Source organism: Rhodococcus sp. 06-418-5 (assembly GCF_002258285.1).
Classification (GTDB): domain Bacteria; phylum Actinomycetota; class Actinomycetes; order Mycobacteriales; family Mycobacteriaceae; genus Rhodococcoides.
Genome location: NZ_NOYE01000029.1, coordinates 66,697 through 85,289, shown reverse-complemented (window position 1 = coordinate 85,289; position 18,593 = coordinate 66,697). Strand labels below are relative to the sequence as shown.

Annotated in this window: 17 protein-coding genes and 1 pseudogene; 9 read left to right on the top strand and 9 right to left on the bottom strand. The window is 62.2% G+C overall.

The genetic code is table 11. From position 1 onward, the window contains the following. Position 1: 1 nt before the first annotated feature. The 6 genes from CH274_RS21225 to CH274_RS21205 all read left to right on the top strand — a co-directional run bounded on the left by CH274_RS21225 (position 2) and on the right by CH274_RS21205 (position 7,151). A complete protein-coding gene (locus CH274_RS21225; protein ID WP_032364848.1) occupies positions 2–1,624 on the top strand; it encodes a flavin-containing monooxygenase in 1,623 nt (540 codons plus the stop codon). An 11-nt stretch (positions 1,625–1,635) separates the two neighbouring features. After that, positions 1,636–2,913: a cytochrome P450 gene (locus tag CH274_RS21220; RefSeq protein ID WP_032364847.1), complete on the top strand. Its 1,278-nt coding sequence runs from the start codon at positions 1,636–1,638 to the stop codon at positions 2,911–2,913. Then, the gene (locus CH274_RS21215) at positions 2,913–4,178 is read left to right on the top strand and encodes a cytochrome P450 (protein WP_080733000.1); all 1,266 of its coding nucleotides are present in this window, start codon (positions 2,913–2,915) and stop codon (positions 4,176–4,178) included. The genes CH274_RS21220 and CH274_RS21215 overlap by 1 nt, the downstream gene beginning before the upstream one ends. Next, positions 4,175–5,368, top strand: a complete 1,194-nt coding sequence (locus CH274_RS21210; protein WP_052049303.1) for a serine hydrolase domain-containing protein — start codon at positions 4,175–4,177, stop codon at positions 5,366–5,368. Before CH274_RS21215 ends, CH274_RS21210 begins: the two co-directional genes overlap by 4 nt. 260 nt (positions 5,369–5,628) lie before the next feature. Beyond that, the gene (locus CH274_RS28950; RefSeq protein WP_032364846.1) at positions 5,629–5,973 is read left to right on the top strand and encodes a hypothetical protein; all 345 of its coding nucleotides are present in this window, start codon (positions 5,629–5,631) and stop codon (positions 5,971–5,973) included. A gap of 212 nt (positions 5,974–6,185) precedes the next feature. Beyond that, on the top strand, positions 6,186–7,151 hold the full coding sequence (locus tag CH274_RS21205) for an FHA domain-containing protein (RefSeq protein WP_032364845.1): 966 nt from the start codon (positions 6,186–6,188) through the stop codon (positions 7,149–7,151). Positions 7,152–7,363: 212 nt separating this feature from the next. On the opposite strand, the gene CH274_RS29795 is transcribed toward CH274_RS21205, so the two are convergent. Further along, on the bottom strand, positions 7,364–7,555 hold the full coding sequence (locus tag CH274_RS29795) for a hypothetical protein (RefSeq protein WP_256993652.1): 192 nt from the start codon (positions 7,553–7,555) through the stop codon (positions 7,364–7,366). On the opposite strand from CH274_RS29795, the gene CH274_RS21200 reads away from it, so the two are divergent. The 3 genes from CH274_RS21200 to CH274_RS28945 all read left to right on the top strand — a co-directional run bounded on the left by CH274_RS21200 (position 7,506) and on the right by CH274_RS28945 (position 12,716). Then, positions 7,506–10,202, top strand: coding sequence for a DUF4407 domain-containing protein (locus CH274_RS21200; RefSeq protein ID WP_256993651.1), 2,697 nt, complete (start codon positions 7,506–7,508; stop codon positions 10,200–10,202). The genes CH274_RS29795 and CH274_RS21200 overlap by 50 nt on opposite strands. A 10-nt stretch (positions 10,203–10,212) precedes the next feature. Next, positions 10,213–11,769: a SpoIIE family protein phosphatase gene (locus CH274_RS21195; RefSeq protein WP_170945381.1), complete on the top strand. Its 1,557-nt coding sequence runs from the start codon at positions 10,213–10,215 to the stop codon at positions 11,767–11,769. A 248-nt stretch (positions 11,770–12,017) separates the two neighbouring features. Beyond that, positions 12,018–12,716, top strand: coding sequence for a hypothetical protein (locus CH274_RS28945; protein ID WP_141214628.1), 699 nt, complete (start codon positions 12,018–12,020; stop codon positions 12,714–12,716). Positions 12,717–12,752: 36 nt separating this feature from the next. On the opposite strand, the gene CH274_RS21190 is transcribed toward CH274_RS28945, so the two are convergent. From CH274_RS21190 to CH274_RS21155, 8 genes and pseudogenes are all read right to left on the bottom strand, one after another. Beyond that, the gene (locus CH274_RS21190) at positions 12,753–14,156 is read right to left on the bottom strand and encodes a DNA cytosine methyltransferase (RefSeq protein ID WP_032364842.1); all 1,404 of its coding nucleotides are present in this window, start codon (positions 14,154–14,156) and stop codon (positions 12,753–12,755) included. Then, positions 14,153–15,107: pseudogene (locus tag CH274_RS21185) on the bottom strand (DUF5131 family protein). The gene CH274_RS21190 and the pseudogene CH274_RS21185 overlap by 4 nt, the downstream one beginning before the upstream one ends. Beyond that, on the bottom strand, positions 15,107–15,295 hold the full coding sequence (locus CH274_RS21180; RefSeq protein WP_139278549.1) for a hypothetical protein: 189 nt from the start codon (positions 15,293–15,295) through the stop codon (positions 15,107–15,109). Before CH274_RS21180 ends, CH274_RS21185 begins: the two are co-directional and overlap by 1 nt. A 20-nt stretch (positions 15,296–15,315) precedes the next feature. Further along, positions 15,316–16,035, bottom strand: a complete 720-nt coding sequence (locus CH274_RS21175; RefSeq protein WP_032364841.1) for an HNH endonuclease family protein — start codon at positions 16,033–16,035, stop codon at positions 15,316–15,318. Further along, positions 16,032–16,352 carry a hypothetical protein gene (locus CH274_RS21170; protein ID WP_015586223.1) on the bottom strand — a complete coding sequence of 107 codons (321 nt, stop codon included), beginning with the start codon at positions 16,350–16,352 and terminating at the stop codon, positions 16,032–16,034. Before CH274_RS21170 ends, CH274_RS21175 begins: the two co-directional genes overlap by 4 nt. 151 nt (positions 16,353–16,503) lie before the next feature. Then, positions 16,504–16,911: a hypothetical protein gene (locus tag CH274_RS21165; RefSeq protein WP_032364840.1), complete on the bottom strand. Its 408-nt coding sequence runs from the start codon at positions 16,909–16,911 to the stop codon at positions 16,504–16,506. A gap of 343 nt (positions 16,912–17,254) precedes the next feature. After that, the gene (locus CH274_RS21160; protein WP_032364839.1) at positions 17,255–17,557 is read right to left on the bottom strand and encodes a hypothetical protein; all 303 of its coding nucleotides are present in this window, start codon (positions 17,555–17,557) and stop codon (positions 17,255–17,257) included. Positions 17,558–18,233: 676 nt separating this feature from the next. Further along, positions 18,234–18,569: a hypothetical protein gene (locus CH274_RS21155; RefSeq protein ID WP_032364838.1), complete on the bottom strand. Its 336-nt coding sequence runs from the start codon at positions 18,567–18,569 to the stop codon at positions 18,234–18,236. Positions 18,570–18,593 lie beyond the last annotated feature (24 nt).

The window sequence follows — 18,593 nt, the reverse complement described above, 5'->3', positions numbered from 1 at the left end:
CATGGACGAGCATGTCGATGTTCTGATCGTGGGTGCGGGGCTCGCAGGACTGCAGATGTTGCACGAAGTACGCACGATCGGCCTGACCGTCCGCGTGTACGAGGCAGGAGGTGATGCCGGCGGCACCTGGTATTGGAACCGATATCCCGGTGCGCGCTGCGATGTGGAGAGCCTGGAGTACTCGTATCAATTCTCCGATGAGCTGCAACAAGATTGGGAATGGACACGGCGATACGCCGACCAAGCTGAAATCATGCGCTACATCGAGCACGTGATGGATCGCTTCGACCTCGAACGCGACATCGAGTTCCACACGCGCGTACAACAAATGGTCTACTCCGACGCCACCGCCTCCTGGACCGTCCGGACCGATACCGGACACGAAATCATCGCCCGGTACGTCATCACCGCGACAGGTTGCCTGTCCGAACCCAACGTGCCCGAGATCCCCGGCCTGGACTCATTCGCAGGCGACATCCTGCACACCGGACGGTGGCCCCACCATCACGTGGCACTCGGAGGCAAACGAGTCGGTGTGATCGGGACCGGTTCGTCTGGGGTACAAGCCATCCCCCTGATCGCCCGAGACGCTCGTCAGCTCACCGTCTTTCAACGCACCCCTGCTTACACCTTGCCCGCAGGCGACGAACCGCTCGACCCTCAGCTCCAAGCCGCAATCAAGGCCGACTACGCGGGATTTCGTGCACGCAACAACACAGTTCCCACAGCCGGATTGTCCCGGTTTCCTACCAACCCGAACTCGGTGTTCCATTTCTCGAAGACAGAGCGTGAAGCACAGTTCGAGCACCTGTGGAACAGGGGTGGGCCGCTGCTCCTACGCTCCTTCGGAGATCTCCTCGTCGACCCTGCGGCAAACGAGGTCGTCGCCGACTTCGTCCGCACCAAGATCCGCTCGACCGTGGCCGATCCTGCAGTCTCTGCAACCCTCACCCCTCGCCACGTCATGGGATGCAAACGAATCTGCCTCGGCGACGGCTACTACGAAACGTTCAACCGTCCCAATGTCGACCTCGTCGACATTGCATCCCACCCGATCACCGAGATCACACCGACCGCCTTACGGACGACACACAGTTCGCACGACTTGGACATCCTCGTGTTCGCCACCGGCTACGACGCCATCACCGGCGCTCTCACACGCATAGACATCCGCGGCCGCGGCGGTCGAACGCTGCGCCAGGCGTGGTCGGAGGGCCCCCGCAGCTACCTGGGCCTGGCCACCTCCGGCTTTCCCAACCTGTTCACCATGACCGGCCCCGGTAGCCCGTCCGTCCTGGCCAACGTGCTGGTGGCAATTCATCAACACGCAACCTGGATCAGAACCTGTCTGCAACACCTCACCGACCATCACATCCACAGCATCGAAGCCACACCACAGGCCGAACACGACTGGGGTCGACACGTCACCGACGTCGCCGCCGGAACTCTCCTCTCCTCGTGTGGCTCGTGGTACCTCGGGGCGAACATCCCCGGCAAGAAAAGGGTCTTCATGCCCCTCATCGGGTTCCCCGATTACGCCGCCCGCTGCGAGCAAGTAACCGCAGACGGTTACCCCGGCTTTCAACTTCTCCCACAACCGGTCTCGGCCGCCACACGCCCCTAGGAGCCCCCGTCATGCCGAACAGCACCGTCCCAAACATCGACTTCGACCACCACTCACCCGAATACTCAGCAGACCCGTGGGCAGTCAACACCGCCATGACCCAAAAGTGCCCGGTAGCCCACAGCTCCCACTACGGTGGCTTCTACGTGGTCAGCGGCTACGAGCAGGTCGCCTCAGTCGCACGTCGACCGGAAGTGTTCTCCTCGGCCCACGAGCTACCCAACACGCCAGGGCGACCGCAAGGAACGATCATCCCCGCGTCGACGTTTCGTGCCCTACCACTGGAAATGGACCCACCCGAGTATCTGGACTGGCGAAAAGCACTGAACACCTACTTTTCTCCCACCTCTGCAAAACGGCTCCGCCCACGGATCGAGGCCTACACGACGTGGTGCATCGACCAAGCCATCGAATCAGGCGAGATCGACCTCGTGATGGATCTCGCCAATGCCGTGCCGGCTCTGCTCACCCTCGACATCGTGGGCCTGTCGATGGACAACTGGCGCATCTACGCCGAGGCCGTGCATGCCCTGGCCTACACCCCATCCGACACCCCGGAATACAAGACGGTCGAAACCGGCTTCGCGATGCTCATCGGCGAAGTAATCAAGACCATTCCCCTCCGCCGTGCCCATCCCCGCAACGACCTCATCAGCTTCCTGACCCAGATGGAGATCGGCGGTGAGAACATCAGCGACGCAGACATCATCGCCGTCTGCAACGCCATGATCGCCGGCGGTATGGACACCACCACCGCCCTGCTCTCGTCGACGTTCGAGTACCTGGACCGCAACACCGATGATCGAGCACGACTGATCGATCACCCGGACGACCTACCGAAAGCATGCGGAGAGCTCCTGCGCTATTTCACCCCTGTTGTCTGTGTCGGACGAACAGCCACCGAAGAGGCACAGATCGACGGAGCCACCGTCGAACCCGGCGAACGAGTCCTGATCTCCTGGGCAGCAGCCAACCTCGACGAAAAGGTCTTCCCCGACCCCCTCACCATCGACTTCGACCGTGACACACGCAAACATGCAGCGTTCGGACTCGGACTGCACCGATGCATCGGCCGCCACATCGCGCAAATCGACTTCGAGGTCGTCGTCGGCCAAGTTCTCGACCGACTCCCCGGCTACCGCCTTGTCGACAATGCCGCCGTTCGATACCCCACGGTCGGTCAGATCAACGGTTTCGTGACAATGCCCGCACAGTTTGCCCCAGGGCCGCGAAAAGGCCCGCGATTCGACACCGCGAACGAACTGTTCGACAGCTTCGGAGACCAGTGATGCGCGCCCCGCACCGCCCAGAAGGGGACGCGACCGACAACGCACCGCACGACGCGAAGCGCACAGACACCCTGCCCACCTACCCCGCCCCCCGAAACCCCAAGTGCCCCTTCGACCCGTCACCGGAACTGCGTGCAGTACAGAATGACTCACCGATCACACGCGCGCAGATCTGGGACGGCAGCACCCCCTGGCTGATCAGCGGGTACGACGAAGCACGGACACTGCTGCGCGACCCACGCCTCAGCGCCGTACCCGAGCACCCCAACTATCCCCACTCCACCCCCAGTAAATTCATGCACCGCTTGGGATTTCTGACCATGGACGCCCCCGAGCACACCCGTCAACGCCACTTCGTGGCCAAACCGTTCTCCGCCAAACGCATCGAGGCGATGCGCACTCCGATCGAAGATCTCGTCAACGACCTCATCGACCGAATGCTTGCCGGGCCGCGACCTGTCGACCTCCTCGAAGCTTTCGCGCTACCCGCGCCGTGCACCGTGATCTGCCATCTGCTGGGCGTGCCCTACGCGGACCACCAGTTCTTCACAACGAGCGCCAAATCCCTGATCGATCCCCACGCCACCGCAGAGGACGCCGAAACCGCCCGCCAAGGCCTGATCGACTACATCTACCAGCTACTGACCGTCAAACGCACAGACCCCGGCGATGACATGCTCTCCGAACTCGCCCACGAACACGTCGCCACCGGTGACATCTCCCAACACGACGCAGCCATGACCGGGATGCTGATGCTCCTCGGAGGATTCGACACCACTTCCAACACCATTTCCCTCAGTGCGCTGGCCCTGACAGAAAACCCCGAACAGCGCGACACCCTCCTGTCGATGCGCACACACGACGAAATCGCCGGAGCCATCGAAGAACTCCTCCGCTACACCGCCGTCCCCCAAGGCGGACGACGCCGAGTCGCAACAGAAGACATCGACATCAACGGGATCACCATCCCCGCCGGCGACGGCCTCATCATCGCCGGCGACCTCGCCAACCGCGACGCATCAGCGATCACCGACCCGGATCGCCTCGACCTACGCCGGCCAGTGCACCGACATCTGACCTTCGGATACGGCCCGCACCAATGCCTGGGCATGCCCCTCGCACGACTCGAACTCCAAATCGCCATCCCCACCCTGCTCCGGCGCATCCCAACCCTCCACCGTGCTGTACCCCTGCAAGACATCAAGTTCCGAGAACACGCCATCGGCATCTATGGGGTGGACGAACTCCCCATGACCTGGTCATGACACCAGAACCATCAGGGCAATCAGCCCTGCGCAACACCATCTCCACGATCCTGACCACAGCGGTGCACGACCGAGTGGTCACCGGCCTCTACGTCATGACAGCCGACCGCGATGGCATCACGTACTCCGGCGGAGCGGGAACACGTGATGGCACAAACCCATGGACCGACGACACCATCGCTTGGCTGGCATCGATGACCAAACCGATCGTCGCCGTCGCCGCACTGCAACTCGTCGAGCGCGGTCTCATCGAACTCGACACTCCCACTACCGATCTGTTGCCCGAACTCGCCGCGGCGTACGTCCTCGAGGGATACGACGAGGATCAGCCCCGGCTCGTCCGCGCACGAGGACCCATCACACTACGAATGCTGCTCTCGCACACAGCCGGAACCGGCTACTCGTTCCTACACGCCGATCTCGCGCGCTATCTTCACGACAAGAAGGTGCCATCGAGCCTCGAACTCAAACTCGCCTCGATCGTCGACGCCCCGCTCGTCTACCACCCAGGCACCAACGCCATGTACGGCACCGGCCTGGAATGGGTGGGACTTGCCATCACCCGCCTGACCGGACACGACCTGGCAACCCACCTCCACGAGACGATCTTCTCCCCATTGGGTATGCGCGACACAACGTTCGGAATCACCGATCGCACTCGCTTGGCGGATGTACACACGAAAACACCTCACGGCCTGGTACCCACACCATTCGAGCTGCCCACCGATCCAGAATTCCACTCAGGCGGCGGCGGGCTGTACGGAACACCCCAGGACTACCTGACGTTCCTTCGCATGCTCAGTGCCGGCGGAGCCTGGAACGGTGTGCAGTACCTACAGCCGGATACCCTCGTCGACGCACAACGAAGCCACTCAGCATCTTTCGGGACCATCGAATCCGCTGATTACGCAACGTCGCACGACATCGACCTGATCCCAGGAATCAACACATCGTGGTCGTTGCTCGGCATGCGAAACGAGCAAGTCACACCCGCAGGCCGCCCAGTCGGAACCATGGCATGGGCCGGGGGCGCGAACACCTACTACTGGGCCGACACCGACAACGATAGATCGTCAGCAGGAGTGTTGTTCACCCAGCTCATACCATTCGCCGATCCACAGGTAATACGAGCATTCAATAACGTCGAAGGAGCAGTTCGTACCCGGACCGTACGTCGGCATACGAACTGATCAGCTGTTGCCGAAACCGTTCTCTGTCCGGTTTCGGCAACAGGGGCGGTACGATCCGGTCACAACCGTCCACTTGCTACATTTCAGACGGTACGTGCTGAACTAATCGAACGGCCCGGACGGACGCACGTCCGCCAACGTATATCGCGCAGGCTGTCAAGTGGGTCAACACCAACTAGCTATAACAGTTACTCATTCGGTGCGATGCAGGAATGAATATTGTTACTGGTTTCCTCGTTCGTCCTGGACTAGACCGTGATGTGACCGTTTTCGACATAGCCACAACCGACGGTCATCAGACACCAGAGGAAGTACTCCACGCACTCCGCGCTACCGCTGCCCGCAGCCGGATCGTGCGTACCGACGTCGCCGCCGCCACGGTGTGGACCAGCGACGACTGCCGAGCCGACCACAGCCCCAACCCATGGTCGGCGATGGTACTTGCCCGGGCACTGAACCTGATGCCCGATCTTTCACCCGACGACGTCATAGCTCACCCTGCGTTGACCTTTCGAGGGCTCGTTGTCGTCACCGGCCGCTGCCCTCTGACGGGCGCGCTGAGCGCGCTACGTCCGGCCCCTGACCCACTGGCTGACGCATCGTGAAACCTGGGGGTACCCACTTGAGATGTGACGAATTCCAGACTTCACTTGACCCCGGGCTCTGTCGAGGTTCTAGTCCACGACTTTCGCTCCTTGTCAACCCCATTCAGGGTTGGACTTGACCAACCTTCCGGACTCTGTTCATCCACCTCTGTGCGCCTTAAGTTCTCCCCTAGGAGAGTCCCCACCTGTCACAGCGAATGGAGTACCCGGAGATGACCGATCTGATCCGCGTAGCCTCCGATGAGCTGCGCGCCACGTCCGTCGCAGTCCTGCAATGGATCCGCGCATGGACACCCCACTCTCGAGCGGTAACCACCGTGTTCGGCATAGCGTGGCTGATCTTCGTGATTGTGTGCGGTTTCACCGGCGGAACCGTGTTGTTCGTGATGACCGCCGTCGTCGCTATCGCCGCTGTGCATCTCGTGCGCGGGGAATGGCGACGACCAGGTCGCAGCAATCCAGTTGCATTGTGCGACAACGCCCGCGAACACATTTGCACCCTCGTCTTCCGTCACTCCGACGGGCGCTGGTATCTACCCGACTGCATTACCGTCGGTCTGAATCCCGCCGACTTCACCGACCTCAGCGATCACTTCGATATCAACGACGTCATCACCCATCTCACCGCCGAAGCCGTCGATGTCACGCGCCGCTACTCCGCGGACACTCCGAGCGGAATGCTGCCCCTGGTCGAGATCGTCTCCAACCCGAAGGTCCGCGCTCGCCACTACGCCCTGCGTGGCTCCACGCATCCGATGTCCGACCACCCAGTGGAACCCACACGCGCCTACGGCGACCAAACCGACCTCCACCCCAGCGACAGTCAGGTGGCAACAACTCTCATCCCGGACTCACCCGGGCGTGGACCGACCTTGGTCGGTCCCGATAGTCGAGCGCACCGCGTCGTCGGTACCGAGATAACCGTCGGGCGGGGCACCTACTGCGACATCACCATCAGCGCCGACACCAGCATCTCGCGACATCACCTCACCCTGCGTTCCAACGATGGCGTGTGGTGGTGTGCCGACAACAGCAAGACCGGTACCTGGATCAACGGAGTGCGTGTAACCCCCGGCAGATGGACCGAACTCGCCGACGGCGACCGCATCGCGTTCGGCACCACATCAGGCACGAACACCGCCACGTTCTACCGAACGGGTGCCCATGCTGCCCGCTGACCGGAACCTGCTGTTCTCGCCACGCCGAACCGCCGACCCTGTGCGACACTTCTTAGCCCAATACACTCGGAGGAGAACCGCCTTGAGCAGTGACGTCCCCGCTCACGCGTCGACTCCGCCGACCCCGATGATCCGATGAGCGGCGGCGCGCCTCCACCCGACAATTCGGCCAAGGAAGACGACGGCATGGACCCCCCTGGGCCCGATGGTCGTCAGAAGCCGAAGTTCGACGTCGACAACAACTGCGGTTGGCTCACCAGAATGTTGCTGCGGATCGGCGGCTTCCACCGCCCGTGGATCGACAACAATTCCGACGCCTCCAAACTTGCCGCCCAAGCCGGGATCCTGATTCTGGTGCCTACCATCGCCTTCGGCGGCGTTCTGGCCAGTGCCTGGGCAGTCAACGTCGGGCACCGCTTCAACTACTGGTTCATCTGGGTCCTTGCCGCCGTGTGGGCACTGTTCGTATTCTGCGTCGACCGATGGATCATGACCTCGATCGACTACGGCGACCTATTGGTCGGACCCCAAAACTGGCTTCGGCGAGCATGGCGTTCGGCATGGTTCTACCTCGCACGCATCGGGATGGCGGTCGTCGTCGGTTACGTCATCTCCGAATCGGTCGCTCTCGGCATGTTCAACACCGCAATCGAACGGGAGCTGCCGAGCATCCAGTCCGACAACCTCACCGACTACAAAGCATCCATAGGCGCAGAGTACGACACAGCAATCGCCGATGCGAAAGATGCGCGCACAGCCGCCGAAAACGCTCGAGATATAGCCAATAGCACCCGGGAGACTGCCCAGGCTGATTGGCAGGATGAACGTCGGGGGACTGGAGGCACGCTTGACGCCGGCGACAGTCCCCCCAGCGCGAACTGTCTACTTCCGAGCGACCCGCGGGAGATCTGCGCGGAAAGCAACAGAAGATACGTGTACAACCAAGCCGACACGACTGCAATTACCAGCCAGCAGAAGGCCCTAGAGGCGCAGGACCTCGTTCGTACGCTGGAGAGCACCCGCCAGACTCGAATCGACGAGAAGGCCGCCAAATACGAAGCGGTCAACGCCGCCGACACCAATGCTGTGACTCGCCACAGAGCCCTTGTCCGACTCATCGGCGACGACCTCGGATACAGATGGTTCTACATCGTCATCATCGTCACGCTACTTGTCGTCGACCTCACCCCACTGCTGCTCAAACTATTCGGCCCTCACACTCCCTACCTGGAAAATGCGCGACGGGACGCAGCTCGTCTGCGCGCCCGCACCACTGTCCAAGTAATCGAAGGCGCGAAGGGCGAAGCGGACGCCCAATACGACTTGGACGACCGCAAGCACCGCAACCGGGCGAACACTGTGGCCCATGCCGGTGACCTCGACGAACGCGAGCACCGCAACCGGATGGACTCGCTGACCCGAGAACACGAGCACACCCTGGCCGACGCTGCCGCGAAGCACGCCGTCGCACAGACCCGTGAAGCGCTGCACAAACTGTCGGACGACTCCGCCGCCGCAAAGGATCTGGCCGACCACTATCTCAAGACCGCGTTTGCACACCTGAAAGAGCGCCGCCACCGTCCGCGCGCAACCCCCACCCAGCCATACACACAACAACACCCGCGCAACGCACAGCAAGGTGAACAACAACCCGACGACCTCAGCGGCGAGACCCCAACTCCGACACCGCAACCCCCACAGACACCGCAACCGCAACCCCCACCGGCGCCGGCACCGGCACCGCGCGCAAGCAACCACAGACCTCCTGCTGCTTCGCCGCGCGATGAGTACGGACTCGAGATCGGCAATGTGTTTCCCGACGACACAGTCGACAACCCGCTCGACAGGCACTGGCGAATCACAAAGTTCTGGCGACACGTCAACGGCGGTTCTCTTCTACTCGCCGTCGACGAGGACAGTCCCGACAACGGAATCGAATACGTGATCAAGGTCTACCTCCCCGACCGCTCCTGGAAGCTCCGAAAGCGTGATCGGGCCCAAGGCCTCGCCGAACTCGATGCTGTTCCCGCACTGGGCGTGTCGATAAACGACGCCGTCGCAGACGTCTACTTTTCGGACATCTACCAAGACCAGATGGTGATCGTCACCCGACGATATCCCCACACCCTGAATACATTTCAAGACGCCCGAATCAACGGCAACGAGCCCGGGGGCTTCGACCTTGCCCTGGTACTGCAGATCGCCGAACGACTACTCAGCGCACTGGCCTGGTCGTGGACGAAAAGAGAGAAGGGGGCTCGCGCGTACCTGGATATGAAGCCCCCCAACATCTGCATCGACAACGACGGCACCCCGAAGATCATCGACTGGGCACTTTCTCGCAGTCTCGATGAGGCCGCACACACCAGCTCACGGCTGCGGTTGCAAAGCCTCTTCTACTCGCCACCAGAGCAAGGCTCAGCAGGGCAGCTGTGGCCGACCCACCTCGTTGCCGCCGACATCTACGCCTGGGCCGCAACTCTGTACGAGATGATCACCGGGAAGCCGCCGTATCTGTACGAGGCCGAACAGCAAGGAATCACCCTCAACGACTTCCAAAACGGCAACCCTCGTGCCGAAAGGGCCTTGGACTCATATCGCAGACTGCGCAGTGGGCCTCTCACCCCGGTTTCGAAGTTCGCACCGTTTGTACCCGAAGGTCTCGACAACTTGCTGCGTCGATGCCTCGACCCTGCACCCGAAAGACGCCACGTAGTGCCGACGGACAACAGTTTCGACGCACGTGTGAAAGCAGCTGAACGTAGCGCGGACCAGCTCATTCGATGGCTACGACTCGTCAAACAAGATGCTCTGCACGTAGACGCAGGCGGCGCGATACCGGCAGCCCAACAGGTCGGTAACTTCACGCGTTTCAAGAAACCTCCCAAGCAACAACAGCAACAGGACGTCATCGGCAATGCTGGCCATCTGGTTCAACAGCAGCACCAGCCGCGAACACCGCACCCCGACAGTGTGCCGACCGACGACCCCCCTTACCTGCCACCGGACAACGATCCGGACGCGCCGCGCTCACCCGCCATCAATCGCTAACGGAGTTCCGATGCCCATCAAGTCAACAGGCCGGCGGTTTCCACGGCCACGCGTGTCGAAGCGTTCGCTGCGGCGACGTCTCGACCGACTTCGGCACTGCCCACTGATCGGACGAGTCGGGACCATCGCGGTGGGTGCTCTCATCGCGGCCGGATTGTGGATGATCGATTGGCGGATGGGCATGGCGATCATTACCGCGCTGTTGGCCGGCTGCGGACTGTGGTGGTTGGCGTCTCGACGCGGCACACGAAACGGTGCTGCCCGAACCGTCGAACTGAGACCCGTCTCGCACACGCCCACCACCGACCGCCTCGGCAAGGCGTCGCTCGACAACACGCAGCGCGTCTTTCTACATGATCTGCGCGGCACGAGCGATATTCCACCCATCGAGTTGCGAGGCGAAACAGTGACGTTGGGGCGCGCACGAGGTAAAACAGCGGTCGTCACCGATAGAAAAACAAGACGCCAGCGTGCGCACTTCGTCCGTCACCCACAGACGCGTCGGTGGTGGGTGACAGCGTTGTCCGGCGCGCCCATCACCGTCGATGGGCATCGCCTGTACGCAGGCCAACCGCCGTTCGAGATACACGACGGCGCGGTCCTGATTGTGGGGGCTTCGGTGTATCGCGTCACGTACGTCGGCGAGCAACATTTCCCGCCGACCATCCCCGTCGGACAGGTACACACCGAGCGTGCTGCGCCCGCCGTGCGACAAAGCCTGCCCCACACACTCGGACGACCTATTCCCCAACCAGCCGGTGACGAGTCACCCACGCAGGCAATGGCACCCGCAGCAGCAGCGCCTCTCAAACTCCAAGCAGCCGGGGAGACCTCGGCGGGCGACCGCCGTCACAACAACGACGTTTTCCTGATTCGAGGACACACATCAGCGATTGCCGATGCCGCGGGCGGCGGCGAAGACGGCGTCCTCACAGCCCGAACCGTACGCGCGACACTACGAACCCTTCTGCCCACCTCGCCTATCGACGACGTCTTCGCCGCCACTGATCAAGCACTTCGAGGACTCCGCGGACGCTCGGTTCTCGCCGCGCCTTCCACGCTCGACGTCCTGACACTCGACACCTCCACTTTCACTGTCTCCGGCGGGCACGTGGGAGACAGTCAGGTGTTTCGTGCCCACACCGACACAGCCGACGACACCGTTCACGTCACAGCGATGACACCAGCCCTGCATCAGCACGCTGCCCTGGACAACGCAATCGGGTTCTTCTCCGACGCCCCAGCGGGCTACACCTACAAGTTGTCTCGATGGCACCAGCCAGCAGTAGCCAATGACCGCTACATCATGGTCACAGACGGCTTCCTCAACGCCTGGTCCGGCCCGCACACCCAAATGGACACCACACCTGATCGAGACCCTGAAGACGCCATACGTGAGGTTCTCGGATCCCAGCCACCGGATGCCAGTCCCGCTCGACTAGCAGAAGCACTCGTTCGTGCGGCCCTTTCTGAGCACAAACGCCACGGCACAATCGCCGACAACATCACCGTGGTCGTGGCGCATCTGTCACCCAGTGCTGAACCGGAACAAGGAGGATCCCGTTGAAAGCGCCCTATGTCCTTCCACCTCTCGAGACTGGACAGCACGGATTCCACGTCGAATCGATCTACACGCCATTCACAAGATACATACTCAACAATTTCGAGGGCGACCCAAGACTGAGCAACAACTGGTGCCCCGCAGTTGTCCGGGACACGGAGACGGGCGCATATCACGTGGTCAACCACAGCGAGTACCCCGTATACGTCGCGATGAGCGTACCGCTTAAGTCATCCAGTTTGTCATACAGGCAGGTGAAACTTGATGCAGCAGAACCTGAACACAGACTGGGTAGCCACACCTACGGCGCAGTACTCGAACAATTACCCAGAGAAGCACGCGAATCAGGAGACGCCCGCGATGAGCGCAAAGGCAATCGCTTTGCACTGTCAGAACCTGGTGCCCGTTACCGCATAGCGGTTGGACCACCTCCAGCGTTTGCAGTCCACGCCATCCGCCGCCAGCGCGAGTACGTTGTACTGGTCGACACGCCCGAAGCAGGCCCCGACACATCGAATTCGGATCTTATCCCGACTTTCGTACCGAACGAGCATATCGAACAGCTTTCATCCAACGAACACATTGCTCGGGCGCTGCGCGAATGGCTACACGACGACAAGCACAAAAGCACTCTTTTCTGGTTGACCTTTCGTGAATATGAATTCATTATCGGCGGGTTCTCGAATCCCAAAATCGTCAGAAAAGGCAAGATAGAAGAGTGGCTTGGAAGCTACTCGATCAGCGAGACAGGCGTATTCAAGAATCTCCACAGAGTCATGGATAAGCATTTCGACGATATCAACAAGCTGTCATGGGCAAGCGAAGATGGCCTCAATCCAGGGATGAGTCGTTGGCTGGTTGACCACCACGTACTCACTGTCTCGGACGTCACCGACTTCGACAACGAGATGAAGAAGGTACACGGTTCGGGATGGACGTCGCTGTTCGGTTGACACAAAGAAGCTGCTGAAGCAGAAAGTGAGCGGTGTTCACGAACAGTCGGCCTCTAGACTCCGAATACCAATTCCCACTAGGTCTCGCGAGGTCGGCGGTGTCACAGCGTTACCGCACATCCGGACGTCTCGTTGCTTGGTTCCCCCGCGTAGAACGTACGAGGACGGAAATCCCATTGCGCCTTTGAGTTCCGGTACGTCGAGCATTCTGAAGGACAGGTCTTCGACGGCGATCGGTCGGCGTGTGGACTTTCGATGGTGAGCGGCAGCGGGCACGACCAAGCCATGGTGGTTACCCGATGCCGTCACGGTGCAGAGAGCGTCGCTGACCGATCGCGCAGTCGAACCTCCACCTCGCAGCTCTGCGATGAACGGGGTGATCACCGCATGATGGCGGCCGCCCGCGGATACGGTCGACAGCGCCTCCGAGGTTCGATGATTCTTCGACTGGCCCCGCAGCACCGACACGAACGGCTCGAACACCGGGGCCCGCCCCTCAGACGGCCGTGATCTTGCCTGCCGATACTCGAACAGCGTGCCCGCGGCTTCTCTCGCGTCCTCGGCATGCGGAGCTGCCCAATACCGGTCGATGCCGGCCTGGATTCGTGCGATCGTTTTCGGCTTCAACGGACGAGTGCGGTCCCCTATCCGCTGGCCGGTCTTGGTCCAGTCGATGATGGTCGAGGCAGGGAGCCAGTCGGGCTCGAGCACGGTGTCCGCACACGCACGTGCGGGGCACCGGTAGGAGTACTGGCTACGGTACTTACCCACAGCCACCCCTGGGTTCTTCCAGGCCTGCAACGCACGCACGGGCCCGCAGCGAGAGCAGGTTGCCGGCGGACGGACCACGGTCTCGAAGTCAGGTGCCCGGTTGCCGGCCTTCCAGAAGCACACATAGAGGCGATCGCGGGACTGCGGCGCTGGTGTCCCAAAAGTCCATGAGTGCATCGAATTCAGGCAGATAAGGCGATGTTCGTAAACGAGGGCGTGCATCGCCGCGATCCATGGCCTGTAGAGAGGCCATGAGTAGATCTCGACGACGTTCTCGACGAAAACCAATTCGTATCGGTGATACTCGGTGAACCGAACGACGTCCCACATCGTCGCCCTCGATCGCTCGGCGGCCTCGGACGGTAGGTCGTCGGACAGTAACGAGATCTGCGCGGCGAGGCGCTTGGCCCCGCGAGCATTCGAGTGCCAGGTGCATTCGGGGCTGAACCATCCGATTGTCGTGCGAGGAAACAGCTTCGGAGTGATCTGAGAGAGGTCCGCGAGGATGTGCTCGGTGTGCTGGTGGTTGTACTGGTGCGTCTCGATTGCCTTGTCCCAGTGGTTCGACGCTGCCGATACCCTCACCCCGGGGATGGCGATCATTCCGGTCGTGGATCCGCCGGCACCGCAGAAGAAGTCCGATGCCGTGATGTCGAGCGATCCACTCATCGTCCGGCTCCGTCGGGCACGCTGTCCCACACCCGTCGGTCGAGGATCCGGCCGGCGGCCTTACGGCCGACTCGTCGAACTTCGGTGCCGTCGTCGAAGTGGTGGTAGTCACGGAATCTGGCGATCACCTCCGCTGGTGCCCACTCGCCCCACTGCTTGAACAGAAAGGGCACATCGGCAGCGGTGCACTGGTCCCGGATCTCTCGTACCCATCGCGGATGCATAGGCCGTGCCCCGCGGCCGGACTCACCGCCGACGATCACCCAGTCAAGCGCTGGTTCGCGCTCGCCGCCGCATTTCGAGTCTTCGACCGAACGGAGCCCGTCGCGAGTCAGCGCTCCTCCGATTCTGCTGGGTCGTAGGCGCGTGAAGTCGATCGGTCCGAGGAGCGGTTCGGCAGAGACGAACCGAAGAGCTGCAGGCGTGTCCAGCAGCGCCCATACTCGCAAGGTCTGCAGTCTTCTGGTCTTCGGCCGAGACGCCGATCCACAGGTTCGGCAGCGGCCAGCTCTGGTACCAGACATCGGCGGGGCGGAAGGCTGCGACGACGCCAGCGATGGCGTCGTCGACGGCGCGGCGGAAGGCATCGGACTGGAGCAGTGCCCGCATCCGAGCGGGTCTCTTGGTAAGCAATTGAAAGGTGTGCTGGCGGGCGAGCGCGATCACCGCGAACACCCGGGCGATGTAGTCGTCCGGGATTGCTGGATGGAAGAGGTCGCTCATCGAATTCACGAAAATCCGGCGTGGCCGGCTCCATCGCAGCGGCTGGTCGAGCTTGCCGGGGCGCATCTCGACGTCGAATCCGTGCTCGAAGTAGTGCCCCGGTGTGCCGCGGAACCGCTCAGCGAGGGTTTGGGCGTAGCAATGATCGCAGCCCGACGAGACTGCGGTGCAGCCGGTGACCGGGTTCCAGGTTGCGTCGGTCCATTCGATGGCCGTGGCGTCGCCCATCATCGCTCTTCCGGGTCGTGGAGGGCATCGAGGAGCTGGAATCGTAGATCGGCGTCAATCGCGAACGAGATCCCCCTGCTGGGCAATTCGATCGTGTAGCTGTTTCGATCAGGTGCGGTCGTGATGATCCATGGGTTGGGGTGGAGCGGGACAGCGTTTGTGTCGGTGGTGGGGTCGGTTTCGGTCATGGCGTCCTCCGAACGTTGGGTCATTGGCTGCAGACGCTCGACGCTGTTTGCGCATCGGCGCTGGTGATGTCGAGGTCGTATTTCGCGGCCACGGTGAGATACGAAGTGACGTAACGGCATTGGTATGGCGCGTTGGGTGGCAGCCAGGTGTCGATTCCCTTGTCCGACTTCTGCTGATTCGTACGTCCGTCCACCGCGAGCAAGTTGATGTCGACGGCGTTGGCGAAGGCGGTTCGCTGGTCGATCGACCAGGCCCACGCCCCTGCGTCCCACGCCCTCGCCAACGGGTACACGTGATCGATCTGAATCTTCCCGAGGTCGTCGATCGTCGATCCTGTGTAGGGGTCGTGGAGTATCCCTGCTGCGACTTTGCAGTCGCGGGTTCCGGGCTTGAACTCGACGTCGATCAGTTGGGTTGCCAGGACGTCGTTTCGAGTGTCACAGCCGTTGTGCGATCCAGGGGCGGACGAGTCATCGGTCCACGCCGGGCCGAACACGCACCCTGAGCCCTTCTTGCAGGATCGGTCGTATCCATCGACGTCTGCGAGCGAGTCCACCGTTTCGAGCTGAGCGAGGAGCTGCGCGATGGGTACAGGCGTGCTCGCCGCGGCTGGGTCTGGGGTGTCGACCACCGCTGGTCGTGAGAGCGGATCGGCGTGCGTTCCGAACGTGTACGTCCCGACCGCGAGTACGGCCATCACGATGGGCACCGCGATGCGGAGTCGTCCGCGCGCGCTCATCGAACCGCCTCCGCCGGCAAGTCGGCATGCCCGCAGCTTCCGCGCCGCCTACGGTCCGAACGGTCTGACCAACGATGCAGTAGTGCCAGAGTCAGAGCCGAGAAGGCAGCGAGCAACGTGCCGGCCAAGGAGATGACCAAACTGACGGTGACCAGATCCTTCACGATCGGCAGAGCCCCGTTGAAGATCGCGAGCATGCCGACGACGTAGCCGACACATGCAAGCGCAACAGTGCGAGCCTCGCGGCGGCCATCTTCGGCCGCGAGGTGGCGCTCTACGTCGTGGATGAGGCCGTCTCGGCCGGATTGTGGGTCCATCAGGGAGTCCTTTCGTAGTGAGCGCGATAGCAAACGCAGTCCTGCACGGGGTAGATAGCGTCGCGGTGAGGTCTGTGACAGCCGGCCACTGAATCGCACCCCAGGAGCGTTCTCCTGTGGCCGCACCGGGCGGGCAATATGCGCCCGGGTGTCACAAGCGTTGCGAGTTCGGGGCCGTCGGGTACTGGTCTAGTGGCCGGTCGCCGGGATGGACCGGGCCGACGTTGCGACGCCACGGCCCGGTCAGGTAGTCGTAGTGCTCTTGAGTGAAATCGGAACCGATCAGATCTCGTACGACCAAGCCTCGGCCGACATCGCGGGCAGCGACTCTGGCAGCCCCGCATCCGAGGACGCCGAGCAGGTTCATGGTCGCTGTGAGTTCGTGACGCCGATTGTCGCCGCAGGCCGCCGTGTGGGCAGCGTGTGTCGCTTTCCGCCAGCCGGGTGCGCACCACCACGCGGCGCTGACCGTCTCCGGTGCGGTTTCCAGCAGATCGGACTCGACGTCGAGGGTGCGCGCCAAGTCGAACACCTGCCGCCACCGCAATCCGAAAACCACCTCGAAAACGTGGTCCGTCAGCTCATGGTCAGGAACGGTTGGTCGGAAGCGGTCGGCGGCGTTCGGAGTAGCAGCAAAGTACCTCTCAGACAGGCCGTGTTGCATCCGGCGATGGACTTCGCTGGCGATGGCGCTGTGCGCCTTACTGTTCGAGCTGCAGCCGGTACTGCCGGCAGCTCGTGCGTGCGGTGAGAGGTCGACCGAGGGCGGCCGCGTTGTCGAGATCGAGGATTGCATGGGTACTCCCGTTTCTGTGGGACAGATGGTCGGTCTGTCGATCAATTTCTGACTGGTCTCTGTGCCGCTATGCGACCAACAACGCGGCGCGATATCACTCTGCTGCTTAATTTTCCGATCTTTCAGCGCCGTCCAGCCAGTCACCGATCCTGCCGCGGACGGCGTCACCACCGGGGGGATCGTCGTAGGCGTCTTCGAGCGCTCCCCGCGCTCCGGATGAGATGACCGCGAGATCGCAGTCTCGTGTGTCGGCCCAGTCGCCCCACGTCCATCCCCTTCCTGCGTCGATGTGAAATTGTGTTGCTGCAGCCGGAACACCGTCGACGAAGACTTGGATGTGGGTAGGACCATCTGGATCGCGGACGACGATCACCTCGATCCGAAGTGCGGGGGCGAATTTTCTCGTCACGATGTCGCACCGGCCAGACGCTCCGGTCTGTCGAACTCCCCTGCCGCCCGACTGTTCGAGTTCACAGTCCGGTGGCGCTGCGACGAAGCCTCTCTCGGTGGTCGCACACCCTGGACGGGATCGGTATCCATTGCGCCACTGCGGCGTCGAAGCAGCCACTCGATCCCAGTTGCTACAGCACACGCCGAGCAAGAAGCGGCGAACACCATCGCTACACGGCGCGGATCTCCGTCGATGGCGGCATGGTCGGTCCGGCGTAGCAGTGCAGCCCAGGCCAATCCGGCAAATGCAGCAAAAACCGCCAACACTGCCGCCACACCACGCGCTACGGCCAGCGCGCAGTCTCGCGGCGAACCCGAACTGCTCGCAGGTCCATGATTCCTACCGTCGATCCGGACGAGGACTCTCATATTCGACACACCTCTGCTCTTCTCGGAAGTCGGATGGTCAGTCCGCTCATCTGGTGAAAACGGCGACAACAACGAAATGGTCGACGCCGCGGCTTCGTGGAACCACCCACCAAGCCGATACGCCAGGACACTACCCACCGGACCCGGAGTTCGCTAGGGCTCAGCAGCGAAAACGTCCCCGGCGCACCCAGTGCCGGGGACGGGCCTGGGGCGAGCAGCGACCCGGCGCACCGAACCGCCGCTCACTCCTCTCCCCAAGGCGTCCCCTACTCGGTCCCGTACAGCTCGCAGCGGTAGTGGTCTTGACCGCGTTCGTCCACGGCGTCCCAATCGACGCCGACGGCGTCGGCAAGGTGCCGCAGGTCGCCCAGAAAGTCTCCGAACACCGTTGTCAGCTCCTCGGTTTCGAGGCCGATCGGCCTGGCGTATGCGATCAGCCCTTCGGCAGCGTTGGCCGCTCGAACACCGTTGTCCCGGCTTCGGGTATCGAGGGTGTAGCCGATGCGCGGACGCTCGCGTCCCTCGACCGATGCGCGGAGTTCTTTCGACGTCTCGATGCCAGGTAGTCGCTCGGCCTTGTACTCGATAGATGCGTCGGACATGTTGTGTGCCTTTCTTTTTGTGGG

Coding starts and splice junctions, on each gene's coding strand:
- CH274_RS21225 (WP_032364848.1), top strand. CDS start 2: ATGGACGAGCATGTCGATGTTCTGATCGTGGGTGCGGGGCTCGCAGGA.
- CH274_RS21220 (WP_032364847.1), top strand. CDS start 1,636: ATGCCGAACAGCACCGTCCCAAACATCGACTTCGACCACCACTCACCC.
- CH274_RS21215 (WP_080733000.1), top strand. CDS start 2,913: ATGCGCGCCCCGCACCGCCCAGAAGGGGACGCGACCGACAACGCACCG.
- CH274_RS21210 (WP_052049303.1), top strand. CDS start 4,175: ATGACACCAGAACCATCAGGGCAATCAGCCCTGCGCAACACCATCTCC.
- CH274_RS21205 (WP_032364845.1), top strand. CDS start 6,186: ATGACCGATCTGATCCGCGTAGCCTCCGATGAGCTGCGCGCCACGTCC.
- CH274_RS21195 (WP_170945381.1), top strand. CDS start 10,213: ATGCCCATCAAGTCAACAGGCCGGCGGTTTCCACGGCCACGCGTGTCG.
- CH274_RS21190 (WP_032364842.1), bottom strand. CDS start 14,156: ATGAGTGGATCGCTCGACATCACGGCATCGGACTTCTTCTGCGGTGCC.
- CH274_RS21180 (WP_139278549.1), bottom strand. CDS start 15,295: ATGACCGAAACCGACCCCACCACCGACACAAACGCTGTCCCGCTCCAC.
- CH274_RS21175 (WP_032364841.1), bottom strand. CDS start 16,035: ATGAGCGCGCGCGGACGACTCCGCATCGCGGTGCCCATCGTGATGGCC.
- CH274_RS21170 (WP_015586223.1), bottom strand. CDS start 16,352: ATGGACCCACAATCCGGCCGAGACGGCCTCATCCACGACGTAGAGCGC.
- CH274_RS21155 (WP_032364838.1), bottom strand. CDS start 18,569: ATGTCCGACGCATCTATCGAGTACAAGGCCGAGCGACTACCTGGCATC.